The 13,280-nt window shown below is 69.1% G+C and carries 9 protein-coding genes; all 9 read right to left on the bottom strand.

Annotated elements, in window-relative coordinates:
* Positions 1-26: 26 nt before the first annotated feature.
* The 9 genes from BM013_RS35800 to BM013_RS35760 all read right to left on the bottom strand — a co-directional run bounded on the left by BM013_RS35800 (position 27) and on the right by BM013_RS35760 (position 13,234).
* Positions 27-1,004: a Bug family tripartite tricarboxylate transporter substrate binding protein gene (locus BM013_RS35800; RefSeq protein ID WP_093134340.1), complete on the bottom strand. Its 978-nt coding sequence runs from the start codon at positions 1,002-1,004 to the stop codon at positions 27-29.
* A 50-nt stretch (positions 1,005-1,054) separates the two neighbouring features.
* A complete protein-coding gene (locus BM013_RS35795; RefSeq protein ID WP_093134337.1) occupies positions 1,055-1,435 on the bottom strand; it encodes a VOC family protein in 381 nt (126 codons plus the stop codon).
* On the bottom strand, positions 1,432-2,424 hold the full coding sequence (locus BM013_RS35790; RefSeq protein WP_093134334.1) for a hydroxymethylglutaryl-CoA lyase: 993 nt from the start codon (positions 2,422-2,424) through the stop codon (positions 1,432-1,434). Before BM013_RS35790 ends, BM013_RS35795 begins: the two co-directional genes overlap by 4 nt.
* A complete protein-coding gene (locus tag BM013_RS35785; protein WP_093134332.1) occupies positions 2,421-3,593 on the bottom strand; it encodes a CaiB/BaiF CoA transferase family protein in 1,173 nt (390 codons plus the stop codon). Before BM013_RS35785 ends, BM013_RS35790 begins: the two co-directional genes overlap by 4 nt.
* Positions 3,594-3,734: 141 nt before the next feature.
* A complete protein-coding gene (locus BM013_RS35780) occupies positions 3,735-4,505 on the bottom strand; it encodes a hypothetical protein (protein ID WP_093134329.1) in 771 nt (256 codons plus the stop codon).
* On the bottom strand, positions 4,502-5,239 hold the full coding sequence (locus BM013_RS35775; protein ID WP_093134327.1) for a phospholipase D-like domain-containing protein: 738 nt from the start codon (positions 5,237-5,239) through the stop codon (positions 4,502-4,504). Before BM013_RS35775 ends, BM013_RS35780 begins: the two co-directional genes overlap by 4 nt.
* A gap of 1 nt (position 5,240) precedes the next feature.
* Entirely contained in the window at positions 5,241-10,493 is a 5,253-nt protein-coding gene (locus BM013_RS35770) for a DNA repair ATPase (RefSeq protein WP_093134324.1), read from the bottom strand.
* A 12-nt stretch (positions 10,494-10,505) separates the two neighbouring features.
* Positions 10,506-11,051 (bottom strand): TFIIB-type zinc ribbon-containing protein, encoded by a 546-nt coding sequence (locus BM013_RS35765; protein WP_093134322.1) that lies wholly within the window; start codon positions 11,049-11,051, stop codon positions 10,506-10,508.
* Between the two features lie 14 nt (positions 11,052-11,065).
* Entirely contained in the window at positions 11,066-13,234 is a 2,169-nt protein-coding gene (locus BM013_RS35760; RefSeq protein WP_093134319.1) for a hypothetical protein, read from the bottom strand.
* Positions 13,235-13,280: the final 46 nt, after the last annotated feature.

Below are 13,280 nucleotides of genomic sequence, written 5' to 3'. Positions count from 1 at the left end.
GCACGCGTGCTTGCATGCGGGCGTGCTCAGTCGGGCTTGATGTCCGCCGACTTGATCACCTTCGACCAGGCCGCCAGTTCCTGGTCGACGAATTTCGCCAGCGTGGGCGGGTCCATGTAGGTCGCGAAGGCGCCCTGGTCGTCCACCTTCTTGCGGAACGACTCGCTCTCGACGATCTTCCTGATCTCCGCGCTGAGCTTCGCCACCACCTCGGGTGGCGTCTTCGCCGGCGCGAACACCGCGAACCACGACTCCACCTCGTAGCCCGGCAGCCCCGCCTCGGCCGAGGTGGGCACATTGGGCATCGACGCATGCCGCTTGCTGCCGGTGTACGCCAGCGCCTTGATGCGCCCGCTCGCGAAGTGGCCGATGACCGAGGGCGGCGTGGTGATGAACATGTCGACATTGCCCGAGATCAGGTCGTTGATGGCCGGACCCGAACCCTTGTAGGGCACGTGCGTCATCGGCTCCTTCGCCTGGCGCGCCAGCAGCTCGCCCGCGATGTGCTGGATCGAGCCGTTGCCCGACGAGGCGAAGAACAGGCCGCCCTCCTTCTTCTTGCCGTATTCGATGAGCTCCTTCATCGAGTTCACGGGCAGCTTGCCGCTCACCGCGACGACGTGCGGGGCGCGCATCACCATCGCCACGGGCACGAAGTCCTTGGTCGGGCTCCACTTGAGGTTCGGGTACAGCGACGGGTTGCCGACGTGGTAGCCCGAGTACTGCATCAGCAGCGTGTAGCCGTCGGGCGCCGCGCGCGCCACGAACTCGGCGCCGATGTTGCCGCTGGCACCGGGCCGGTTGTCGACCACCACGGGCTGGCCCAGCGCGCGCTGCAGCGGCTCGCCGACCAGGCGGGCCATGATGTCGGTGGAGCCGGCCGGCGCGGTGGGCACGACGAAGGTGATGGGCCTGGAAGGCCAGGTATCAGCATTGGCATTGACACTGGCGGCGCAGGCCGCCCATGCCAGGCCGAGCGCGATGAAGCGGTGAGCGGGTTTCATGGTTTGTCTCCGTTGGTTTGTCCTGGGGTCTGCCCGAATTCCCCGGCCCGTCAGGGCGCGAGCTCCGAGATCTCGATCAGGTTCCGGTCGGGGTCGCGCACGTAGACCGAGCGGATGCGCGAGGTGGCGCCGGTGCGCATCACCGGGCCTTCGACTACGGGCACGCCCTTGTCCTTCAAGCGCGCGATCACGGCCTCCAGCGGCACGCTGGCGATGAAGCACAGGTCGAGCGAGCCCGGCGTGGGCCATTGCGCCTTGGGCTCGAACTCGTGGCCCTTCAGGTGCAGGTTGATCTTCTGGTTGCCGAAGCGAAACGCCTTGCGGCCGGCGCCGAAGCTCTCCAGCGACATGCCCATCGCCTCGACATAGAAACGGATGCAGGCGGCCTCGTCGGCGGTGGTCAGCACCAGGTGGTCCAGGTGATCGATCATGGGCGAGCCTCCATCTGCCGTTGCAGTTCGCGCGCGCGGGCACGCGCCACGGTGTCGTTGAAATCCGCGGGCGGCGCATGCCGCGTCAGGCGATGCCCCGCGCGCGACACCTGGCCCGGCAGGTCGTGCCGCACCAGCGACTGCAACTCGGCCGCCGCGGCAATCAGGCCGTCCAGGTCCATGCCGGTGTCGTAGCCCATGCACTGCAGCATGTGCACCACGTCTTCGGTCGCCACGTTGCCGGTGGCGCCGGGTGCGTAGGGGCAACCGCCGATGCCGCCGAGCGACATGTCGAGCCGCCGGATGCCGGCCTCGACGGCGGCCACCGTGTTGACGAGGCCCATGCCGCGCGTGTTGTGGAAGTGCGCCGTCCAGTCCATCGACGGGCACATGGCGATCGCGCTCTCGCAGATGGCTTGCACCTGCGTCGGGTGCGCCATGCCCGTGGTGTCGCACAGCGTCACACCCTGCACCTCGAGCGCCGCGAAGCGGTCGATCCAGCCCCGCACGCCGTCCCCTGCCACCTCGCCCTCCATCGGGCAGCCGAACACGCACGACAGCGACACGTTCACCGGCACGCCCGCCTGCTTCGCCAGCGCGATCACGCCGGCCAGTTGCGCGAACGACTGCTCCCGCGTCATGCGCAGGTTGGCGAGGTTGTGCGTCTCGCTCACCGACATGACGATGTTGAACTCGTCGATGCGGCTTTCCAGCGCGCGCTGTGCGCCGCGCAGGTTCGGCACCAGCGCGGTGTAGACCACGCCGGGGCGGCGCGCGATGCGGTGCATCACTTCTTCGCCGTCGCGCAGCGCGGGAATGGCCTTGGCCGACGTGAACGAGGTCACTTCGATCTTCGCGTAGCCCAGCGTGCCGAGCCGGTCGACCAGCGCGACCTTGTCGTCGGTCGGGATGAAGCGGCTTTCCATCTGGAAGCCGTCGCGCGTGGCGACCTCGTTGATGTACAGCCGCGTGCCGTGGCCGGTCTTCATGCGGCCTCCCGCTCATCGCGCCGCGCGGGCCATCCGCCGGCCTGCAGGTCGCCGCTGTGTTCGCCCAGCCGCGGCGCGGGGTGCGCGATGCGGCCCGGCGTGGCACTGAGCTTGGGCACCACGCCGGGCACCTTCAGCGTGGTGCCGTCCGACGCCGGGGCCTCGACGATCATTTCGCGCGCCAGGTACTGCGGGTCGCTCGCGATGTCGGCCACGGTGTAGATGCGCCCGACCGGCACGCCGGCCGCGTCGAGCACGGCCAGCACCTCGTCGCGGCTGCGCGGCAGCGTCCACGCCTCGATGGCCGCATCGATCTCTGCCACGCGCAGCACGCGGCCGTCGTTGTGCTTCAGTTGCTCGTCACGCTCGAGGTCTTCGCGCCCGATGGCCCGCATCAGCCGCCGGAAGATGCTGTCGCCGTTGCCGGCCACCAGCACGTAGTGGCCGTCGCTGCACCGGTAGGCGTTGGTCGGCGCGATGCCGGGCAAGGCGCTGCCGGCCCGCTCGCGCACCGCGCCGAAGGCGGCGTACTCGGGCAGCAGGCTTTCCATCACGTTGAACACCGACTCGTACAGCGCCACGTCGATGAACTGCCCTTCGCCGCCATGCGCCGTGCGGTGGTGCAGCGCGGTCAGCACGCCGATCACGCCATGCAGCGCCGCCAGCGTGTCGCCCAGCGACACCCCCACGCGCACCGGCACCCGGCCCGGTTCGCCGCTCAGGTAGCGCAGCCCGCCCATCGATTCGCCGAGCACGCCGAAGCCGGGCTTGTCGCGGTAGGGGCCGGTCTGGCCGTAGCCCGAGATGCGCAGCATGATGAGCCGCGGGTTCAGCGCGTGCAGCTGTTCCCAGCCCAGGCCCCAGCCTTCGAGCGTGCCGGGCTTGAAGTTCTCGATGAGCACGTCGGCCTCGAGCGCCAGGGCCCGCACGGCCTCCTGGCCTTCTGTGCTGCGCAGGTCGAGGCACACCGAGCGCTTGTTGCGCGACTGCACTTCCCACCACACCGACGTGCCGTCGCGCAGCAGCCGCCACTTGCGCAACGGATCGCCGACGCCGGCCGGCTCGATCTTGATGACGTCGGCGCCGAACTCCGCGAGCGTCTTGCCGGCAAAGGGCCCGGCAATGAGTTGGCCGAGCTCCAGCACCTTCAGGCCTTCGAGTGCATTCATGTCCGCGTCTGTCTCCATGTTGGGTTGGGCCCAACTCTAGGAACAGACGGCGCGGCGCGGAATTGCTTTGACGGCAGCAGGCCTTCGCAGAACGCGAAGGCCCGGCACGGTTTGGTTCGGTTGGGTGCGCTGCCCTTCGGCTTACTTCTTCCGGGGCAGCCCGGGCTTCGCCGCAGGCGGCAGCGGCTCCGGCGCCTTGACCCATCCGCGCAGCAGCAAGCCCATGAAGAGCCCCGCGCCGAAGATCGCCCAGTACACCCAGCCCGGCAGGCTTTCCATGCCGCTGTGCAGGTTCATGCCGAAGGCCGCGCCGATGGCCATCAGCGGGAAGGTCAGCGCCGCGATGGTGTTGAGCTTGTGCTGCGCGCGGCTCACTTCCATGGCCGCGTGCGCCTGCTGCTCGGCCGCGTGCGCGAGCCGGTAGTCCAGCGACATGCGCGTGTCGGCCAGCAGCAGCTCGATGCCGCGCGCGATCTCGACCGCGCGGTCGCGCATGTCGGTGATGAGCGCGTCTTCAGGCACCGCCTCGCGCGCGGCCTGCAGCGCGGTCTGCATGTTCGACGCGGCGCGCGACAGCGGAATGAGCGGCCCGAGGATCTGGAACAGCGCCTCGGAGTTGTCGGCCGCCTCGTGCCGGATCTCGAAGGCGCTCAGCGCCGCGCGGTAGCTTTCGAGCAGCTTCTGCAGCGCCCGCTCGCCCGGGTTGCTGCCCTTGTGCAGCCACGCCCCGTCGGGCTTGCGCAGGAACACGGCGTTCTTGCGCTCCGCACCGGTGCCGGCAGGCGGCTCGTGCAGGATCACCATGAGGTGCCCCGCTTCGTGGAGCACGCGCTGCGCGCCGTAGCTGGAGGTGCCCAGGCGCTGCTGCAGCTCGGGCGGCAGCTCCCAGTCGTAGTCGATCCGTCGGGTCATCGGGGGGCCTGCAGTTCTTTCCACAAGGTGTCGAATTCGTCGGCGAAGCGGCGAACGAGCGAAGGGTCGTTGGTCAGCACCAGGTTCTCTTCGTTGAAATCGCAGGCGCTGCGCGTCCAGTTGTAGCTGCCGTTGAGCAGGCGCATGCCGTCGAAGATGGCGAACTTGTGGTGCATGTGCGCGTCGGTGCGGTCCACCGCGACCGGAATGCCGGCGGCGCGCAACTGGCCGATGTCGCTGCCCAGGTCGAACTCCTTGTCGTTGTCGGAGATGCAGCGCAGCGACACGCCGCGCCGGTGCGCGGCCAGCACCTCGGCGGTGATGCGGTCGTCGGACAGCGTGAACACGCAGAGGTCGATCGAGCGTTTGGCCGCGCGCAGCTGCTGCCGGATGGCCTGCAGGCAGGCCGTGCCGGGGCTGAAGAAGGCTTGCGAGCGCACCACCGCGTTGTCGGGCGAGCGGCCGGTGTCGATGGCGCGGACCACGCCTTCGAGCCATTTCAGCAGCGACAGCTGCTCCGGGTCGGCGGTGCGCGCGCGCACCAGGTCGAAGGCCCGGTTGCGCAGCTGGCGCAGGCCGTCCTCCGGCGGCGAGGCCTCGCGCAGCGTGTGCACCAGCACACGGCGCTCGTCGTCGCTCAGGCGCGCGTCGGCCAAGGTGGCGTCGAGCTGCGCGAGCAGCTCGGGCAACGCCGGCGGCGGTTCTGTGGCGGGGGTCGAGGGCAGCGCGGACATGTCATTGGTCCTTGTCGGGCTTGGGCGTGCGCCGCGGCGCGGTGCGCGTGGCGTTCACCTCGGCGGCCAGGCGCTCCATGTCCTGGGTGATCGAGCGGTCGAGCTCGAGCCGGCGCTCGGTGGCCGTCACCAGCGGCAGGATCAGCTCGCGGTAGGTCACGGCGATCTGCAGCATCGCGTCGGCCAGGCGCTGGCTGTCGCTCGGGCCTTCGGCGGGTGCCACCGGCTCGGGCTTCAATGCATCGACCGCGCGCGCCACGTCGAGCATGCTGCTCGCAATGCGCTGGCTGCCGTCCACATCGCCGCCGCCCAGCTTGCGCTGGCGCACGAACTCGTCGCAGATCTCCTTCCAGCGCGCGGCTTCCTCGGGCGTCGGGCTGCCGAGCAGCTGGGCCAGGCGCAGCAGGTTTTCCTCGGCGCCGGTGGTCAGCGTCTGGGCCTCGCCGCGGTAGTGGTCGCGCAGCAGCGCGTCGAGCTCGTCGTCGCGCATCAGCGCGGTGATCTTGCCCGCCAGCTTGGTCATGTTGCGGTAGCTGCCCTGCAGCTTGAACGGCGGCGCGACGCGGTAGGTCTCCTGCTGCGCGGCCGACTCGATGTACGCGAGATTCACCTTCAGCAGCAGGTCGCGCGCCCGGAACAGGCGCAGCAGCAGCGCCTTGATCTCCTCGAGCTCGACCGCGCTGTAGGCGTGCGACAGCGCGCTGCTCGGCACCTCGTGGCCCTGCGCCATCTGCACCAGCAGCTGCACGTCCTTCGGGTCGCGCGACGCCAATGGCATCAGCGTGGGGTTCGAGGTCAGGCTGTTCTCGATGTACGACAGCGCGAAGGCCGCCTCGCGGCCCGAGAGCACGTCGCCCAGGTTGTAGATGTCGGCCCGGTTGGCCAGCATGTCCGGGATCTTGAACACGTCGCCCGACTCGGTGTAAGGGTTGCCCGCCATCACGATCGCGAAGCGCTTGCCGCGCATGTCGTAGCTGCGTGGCTCGCCGTTCCACACGCCCTCGATGCGGCGCGTGCCGTCGGCCAGCGCAATGAACTTCTGCAGGAACTCCGGGCTCGTGTGCTGGATGTCGTCCAGGTACAGCATCACGTTGCTGCCCATCGCCAGGCCCAGGTTGAGCTTCTCGAGTTCCTGGCGTGCCGCGCTGTTGGGCGCATTGGCCGGGTCGATGGCCGTCACGCCGTGGCCCAGCGCGGGGCAGTTGATGCGCACGAAGATCAGGCCCAGGCGGTCGGCCACGTACTCCATGAGCGTGGTCTTGCCGTAGCCCGGCGGCGAGATCAGCAGCAGCAGGCCCATGCGGTCGGTGCGGCTGCCTTCGCCGGAAGAACCGATCTGCTTGGCGAGGTTGTCGCCAATGATGGGCAGGTAGAGCTCGTCGATCAGCCGGTTGCGCACGAAGGTGGACAGCGGCTTGGCCTGGAACTGGCCCAGCTTCAGGCGGCCCTTCTCGCGCTCCAGCAGCTCGTGGCGCAGGCGCTGCAATGCCTCGTAGCCCGGCACCGCGTGCTGCACGTGGAACAGGAAGCGGCGCCAGAAGTCGTTGAGGTTCAACGTCATGCGGCCGTCGGCCACGCGCGCATGCTCGCCGCGCAGGCCTTCCACGGCCTGGTCGAGCGCCACGTTGACGCGCGTGCGCTGCAGCGGCATCGCCAGCACGCTGGCGGCATCGTCGATCCAGTCGGCCGACTGCGGCGCCTGGTGAACGGCATAGGCATGCACCCAGTCGCGCGCCAGCCGCCAGCGCTCCGCCGGCGGCGCGGCGTCGAGGTCGGCCTGCCAGGCTTCGCGGCGGCCGCCGCGCTCGAGCTCGCGCAGCAGCGCGGCGGCCAGGTCTTCGCCCGCGCCGGAAACCACCCAGGTCTCGCCCGCATGCGCCGCCAGTTCGCGCACGAGGTAGGCCGCGGCCTGGTCGCACAAGGTGGCCACGCGGCCCTTGTGGGCCTCGCGCGCTTCGTCGTCGGCCGACTCGGCGAGCGGCAACAGGTCGGGCAGCACCTCGCGCGCGAAGTGCTGCAGCGAGCGTGCGGTGTCGGCTTCGAGCTGCGCGAGCGCATCGCGCCGGCCGAACAGCTCCTGCATCTGCAGCGCCGCGCGCGCGCGCCGCAACAGCGATTCGCGGTGCGCGATCAGGTGGCCGTGCTGCCAGTAGAGCAAGGCCAGCGCGCGCTCGGTAGGCCCCCAGGCCAGCAGGCCGGCCTGGTCCTGCATGGTGACCAGCGCGCCCAGCAGGCGCAGCGCGTCGTCGTCGTGAATGCCCTTCTGGTAGCCCTCCTGGTAGCGCGCGGCGGCGAAGCGGCGCACCATTTCCAGCAGCTGCGGGTGCAGCGGGTCTTCGGCCAGCAGCGTGCGCACGTCGGCCCAGCTGCGCTCGGCCTTGCCGTCGAGCAGCGCCTCCAGCAACCGGCCGGCAAGGTATTCGGCGCGCGAGAGCTCGCGCGTTTCCGACACCAGCGACTGGTTCCAGTACACCTGCAGCGCGCGCAGCCGCTCGTCGTCCACCGGGCTCTGGTAGTCGGTGCCCGTCACCTGGTAGGCCATGCCCTCTTCGCGCGCCACCAGCGTCAGGTCGACCGGCTGGCGGTGCACGGTGAAGGCGTGGCGGCCCAGGCGCAGCGTGTCGCCACCCTCGCTCACCAGCTCGCGCTTGTCGCGCACCGCGCGCAACGCCTGGTCGCGCGCGGTCTTCAGCCGCGTGTCGAGCTCGTCGGCCGGCACGGCCGCGCCCAGCGAGCGCAGGTCGGCAATCAGCGTGTGCAGCTTGCCGATCATCGGGTCGGCCGCGAAGTAGCTGTGCACCTGGGTCAGCTCGCCCAGCTGCGCAATGCGCCGCGGAATGCCGTCCAGGATGCGCCCGGCCGCGTTGACCACGCCCTGCGCGCGGCGCTGGCGGGCCTCCACCAGGCTCTGGCGCCGGGCCGAGAGCGCTTCATACACGTTCTCGCGCTTCTCGGCGATGTCGGCCAGGAAGTCTTCCTGCTCGGCGAAGCGGCCTTCGATTTCTTCCAGCTGGGCCAGCAGGCGCGTGAGCGCGTCGTCGCACTTCTCGGGCGTGTCGGCGAACTCCAGCGCGTTTTCCACCGCCTGGCTGAAGAGCTTGAACTGCGCGCCGAACTCCGCGCGCGCCTCCGTGGCGCCGAGCGACTTGCGCCGCGCGCGCGCATCGGCGCGCATGCGGTTGATGTCGGCGTAGATCAGCGAGATGCGGTCGAGGATCGACGTGCGGATGACCGCGTCGCCCCCCGGCAGGCTGCCGAGCTGCTCGGTCAGCAGGTCGAGCCCGGCGGCCTGCTCGTCGAGCGTGGCCAGCAGCTGGCCCAGCGCCGGCGACGTGGCCAGGTTGGGCAGGTCGAGCGCCAGCTTGTCCAGCGCCTGGCGCTGCCCGGCAAAGGCCGTGTCGGCCGCCAGGAACTGCATGGCGCGCTCGCCGATGCGCTGCTGCTCGGTCTCCAGCGCGGCGTCCATCGCGGCGATGCGCGGCAGGTCGGCGTAGCGCAGTTCCTTGAGCATCTGCAGCGCGCCGCGGCGCTCGCGCAGCCGGCCCAGCGCCTTCACGAAGTCGTCGGGCGCGCGCCAGATGGTGCTGGCAATGTCGACCAGCAGCGCGTGCTGCTCGTCTTCGGCGCGCGCCAGCGCACGCGCGGTGTCGCGGCGGATGGTGTCGACCTTCTCGAACTCGGCCAGCGTGCTGCGCGCCACCTCGCTGATGCTGCGCAGCTCGGCCATGAGGCCGGCGGCCTCGGGCGCCTCGAGCCAGAAGTAGGCGTCGCTCACGCGGGTGCACTGGCGAATCAGGTCTTCGTAGGCCGCCTTGGTCGGTGCCTGTTCGCGCACCGCGCGCGCAATGCCCATCAGGTCGCTCACGCCGCGCACCAGCTCGGCGTTGCCGATCTTGCCGAAGAAGCCGGTCGCGGGCGGCTGCGCGCTCACGTGCTCTTCGCTCGCGAACGGCGTCTGCCACAACTGCATCGGGTGCACGCGCGTCGGCTCGCTGTCGTTGTCGTGGAACACCAGGATGCGGCCGTCGGCAAAGCGCGCGTAGCCGTTGGCGATGATCGGCGTGGCGAGCTTCTTGTCGATCAGGTTGTAGTTGAACAGCGCGTAGCGGCCCGGCTTCGGGTCGTAGAAGATGTAGGCCACGTCTTCGCCGTTGGGCGAGCGCAGCATGCGCTTGAAGCGCAGGTTCTCCACCATCTCGGCGGGCAGGTCGAAGCGCTTGTGCTCGCCCGACTGCAGGTAGTAGCCGCCCGGGAAGATGATGCCGTGGTCTTCCGGCAGCTGCACGCACGAACCGCCGATGGCGTCGATGCGCTCCACCTGCTGCGTGCGGATGTTGAACACCAGGTAGCGCGTGACCTGCTCGCGGTACGGCTTCACGCGCAGCAATATCAGCATGCCCAGCTTGGCCCACGCGATCTCGGCGTCGGTCAGCGACTGGCTGCGGTCTTCCACCGGCTCGCTGTAGATGCCCAGCCCGGTCTCGGTGTTGTTCTCGATCTTGATCGTGAGGTCGCCGCCCAGCGTCTCGACGAACACGGTGTCGAGCACGTTGATGTGCGGGTGCTTGCCGCCCACGTGGTCTTCGCGCGTGGCCACGGTCCATTCGAAGTCGTGGCTCGCGGGCAGGGCGATGTCGCGCTCGCCGCGGTTGTCGATGTAGCTGATGCGCCCGTCGCGCTCGATGGCCCAGCGGAACACGCGCACGTCGGTGACCTGCTGGCCGATCTGGAAGGCCGCGAGCAGCTTGTCCTGCGTCACGCGCAGCTGCAGCAGCGTGGCCTGCTTGTAGTAGGCGTACAGCTCGCGGAAGTCGGAGGCGAAGCGCGCGTCTTCCAGGAAGCTGCCGGCCAGCGGCACCGGCTGCAGCTCGTCGCTGTCGGCGCCCTGCCCGGCCTCGCCCGGCGACACCAGCCGGTACAGGCCGAACACGTCGCCGACGGTGGTCTCCTTGCGCAGGCCGATGAACACGTTGTAGCCGAACAGCAGCAGGTCACCGATGCGCACCAGGTCGCGCGCCACCGCGTTGTTCTCGGTGCGCGCGCGGGTGCGCAGCACCAGCGTCTGGTCGGAGCGGCCGAACTCGGCCAGCCGCTGCTCGTTGAGCGCCTGCGTCTTCTTCAGCAGGCCTTCGCCCTGGGTCTCGAGCCGCTTCTTCAGCAGGTCGTAGCTGCCGCTGCCGGAGACCAGGGCTTCGGTCGGGTCGGACTGCGCCTGGGCGCCGGGCGGTGTGCCCGATTCTTGCGTTGGTTGCATAGGTCGGCGCGCTCAGTCCGCGCGCAGCAGTGCGAGCAGTTCGTCGCGGTGGGGCTGGGTGTCGAGCCAGGCGCGGATGCGGTCCAGCTCGTCGATGCAGTCGTTGCCGTAGCGCCGTCGCAGCGCGGCAATGCGCACCTCGCGCACTTCCTCGGTCTGCAGGCGGCGCTGCCAGCCGTCGGAGAGCAGCTCGTCGAGCCGCCCCGCCAGGCCGCGGCTCACGATGGCGCGCCACTCGCCCTTGTCGAACCACAGGTTCTGGCAGGCCACGCAACGGTCGATGCGAAAGTCGGGCCCGGCGCTCACGCGCAGCCGCTGCATCAGGCGGTCGCACTCGGGGCAATGGCGCACCGACGCGGCGTCGAACACCTCGATCACCTCGTCATCGACCGCGTGCGGCACGCGGGTCTCGTCGCCGGCCTTCCAGGCGCGCCAGTCGTCCATGGCCACCAGCATGCCGCCGCAATCGCCGCACTCCACCGCGAGCAACGCCTCGGCCAGCGCCACGGGCCGCATCGCCGCGTGGGCCGAGCAACTGCACTTCAGGTTCGGGTTCATCGGGCGCCCCCGGTTCAGTTGCGGAAGGTGGAGATCAGGTTCTGCAGGGCGTTCTTCTGGCTTTCGCTGCCGTCGCTGGCGATCTTGTTCATCAACGCGGCCACGCTCAGGTTCTGGATCTCGCCCGACGAGGTGCCCAGTGCGCCGACGATGTCGCGCAGGTCCTTCACCACGTCGCGCTCGCCCGACAGCTGGTCCTTGAAGGCCACCTGCAGCGCGTTGCTCTTGGAAATGACGCCGTCGATGCCCTTGCCCACCGACAGCGAGCGCACGAAGCTGTCGAAGTAGTCGCCCTGCCCGCCCACGATGTCGATCTTGGCGTTGGCCAGCGCGGTGCCCAGCACCTCGGCCTGTTCCTTGGCGATGGCGGTCTGCGCGTCGATGCCCTTGAGGGTCTCGATGTGCGACTTCTCCAGGCGCATGCGGAACTCCTCGTGGTCGCGGGTTTCGGGGCTCATGGACTTCATCGCCTCGAACTTCTCGTGCAGGCCCTTGGCCTCGGCACCGAAGCGCGCCTCGATGACCTGCGCATCGGCCTGGCCCGACTTGAGCGTGGCCTCGGCGTCGGCCGTGCGCACGTTGACTTCGGCGAGGCCGAGCTTTTCCTTGCCCGAGGCCTCGGCCTCGAACTTGGCGCGCATGCCGCTGGCTTCCGCCTGCGAACGGGCCTCGATGACCTGCGCGTCGGCCTGGCCGGCCTTGAGGATGGCGTCGGCATCGGCGGAGCGGATGTGCACTTCGGCCAGGCCCAGCTTCTCCTTGCCCGAGGCTTCGGCCTCGAAGCTCGCGAGCCTGGCTTGCGCGGTCGCAATCTCGACCTTGGCGGCCGCCAGGCCCGGCGCGGCCGAGATGGCTTCCACGCCTTCGGCTTCGCGCTTCTTCGATTCGGCGTCGCGCTCGGCCACCTTCAGCTTGGCGTCGGCCAGCGTGAGCTCTTCGGCGGCCTTGTGGCGCGCGCGCTTTTCCTGCGTCTCGGCGGCCTTCACGTCGAGCACCATCTTCTCGTCGGCCTGGCCTTCGGCCATGATCACGACGGCCTTCTTGGTGCGCTCGGCCTCGGCCACCACGCGCAGTTCCTTGATCGCTTCTTCCTGCTCGGCCACCGTGCGCTCGACCACGATGCGTTCGCGGATCACGTCGGCAATCGCCTTCTTCTGCACTTCGACGGCCTTGTCCTTCTCGATGCGCTGCAGTGTCACTTCCTTCTCGCGGTCGACGATCTCCAGGTCGCGGGCGCGGATGACCTTTTCTTCCTCGACGGCCACGGCGCGCTTGCGGTTGTTCTCGGCCACTTCCTTCTCGCGCTGCACGTTCTCCTGCTGCACCGACACCGACTGCTCGGCGACCAGGCGCGCGGTTTCGGACTTGGTGCGCTCCTCGGCCTGGATCTTCGCCGTCTCGGCTTCCTCGCGGGCACGCACGCTGGCAATCTCGCGCTGCTGGCGCGCGGTGGCGTCAGCCTGCTGGCGCTCGAGCTCGAGCATGGCTTCCTGCGTCTCGACGTTCTTCTTCTTGATCTGCATTTCCTCGTTGCGGCGCAGCTCGTTGGTGCGCACGTGCTCGACCGCCGTGAGCTCGGTGATCTTCTTGATGCCCTGCGCATCGAGGATGTTGTTCGAGTCGAGCTCCGACAGCGGCGTCTGTTCGAGGAAGTCGATGGCCGCGTCTTCGAGCACGTAGCCCGAGAGGTCGTTGCCGATCTGGCTGATGATCTGGTCGCGGAAGCCGTCGCGCGCCTGGTACAGGTCGACGAACTCCATCGACTTGCCCACCGTCTTCAGCGCTTCGGAGAACTTGGCCGAGAACAGCTCCTCGAGCGTCTCGTGGTTGGAGGCGCGCGCGCAGCCGATGCCCTGCGCCACCTTCAGCACGTCGTCGGCCGTCTTGTTCACGCGCACGAAGAACTTCACCTTGATGTCCGCGCGGATGTTGTCGCGGCAGATCAGGCCTTCGTTGCCCGAGCGGTCGATCTCGATCGTCTTGACCGAGATGTCCATCAGCTCGGCCTTGTGGATGATCGGGTAGACCATGCGCCCGGTGAAGGTCACCTCGGGCTCCGCGCGCAGCGTGTTCACGATGAGGGCGTGGCCCTGTTCGATCTTGCGATAGAACTTGGCGAACATCGCGAACAGGCCGAGGATGACGACGGCCAATATGACGATGGCGAAGATGATGGGCTCCATTTTTTCTCCAGAATTGCTTTGAGAGCGAAAGAAACAGGTGAACGGT

It is taken from the genome of Variovorax sp. OK605 (genome assembly GCF_900115445.1).
Taxonomy (GTDB): Bacteria; Pseudomonadota; Gammaproteobacteria; order Burkholderiales; family Burkholderiaceae_C; genus Variovorax.
This window is presented reverse-complemented; position numbering and strand designations above follow the sequence as displayed.

Coding starts and splice junctions, on each gene's coding strand:
- BM013_RS35800 (WP_093134340.1), bottom strand. CDS start 1,004: ATGAAACCCGCTCACCGCTTCATCGCGCTCGGCCTGGCATGGGCGGCC.
- BM013_RS35795 (WP_093134337.1), bottom strand. CDS start 1,435: ATGATCGATCACCTGGACCACCTGGTGCTGACCACCGCCGACGAGGCC.
- BM013_RS35790 (WP_093134334.1), bottom strand. CDS start 2,424: ATGAAGACCGGCCACGGCACGCGGCTGTACATCAACGAGGTCGCCACG.
- BM013_RS35785 (WP_093134332.1), bottom strand. CDS start 3,593: ATGAATGCACTCGAAGGCCTGAAGGTGCTGGAGCTCGGCCAACTCATT.
- BM013_RS35780 (WP_093134329.1), bottom strand. CDS start 4,505: ATGACCCGACGGATCGACTACGACTGGGAGCTGCCGCCCGAGCTGCAG.
- BM013_RS35775 (WP_093134327.1), bottom strand. CDS start 5,239: ATGTCCGCGCTGCCCTCGACCCCCGCCACAGAACCGCCGCCGGCGTTG.
- BM013_RS35770 (WP_093134324.1), bottom strand. CDS start 10,493: ATGCAACCAACGCAAGAATCGGGCACACCGCCCGGCGCCCAGGCGCAG.
- BM013_RS35765 (WP_093134322.1), bottom strand. CDS start 11,051: ATGAACCCGAACCTGAAGTGCAGTTGCTCGGCCCACGCGGCGATGCGG.
- BM013_RS35760 (WP_093134319.1), bottom strand. CDS start 13,234: ATGGAGCCCATCATCTTCGCCATCGTCATATTGGCCGTCGTCATCCTC.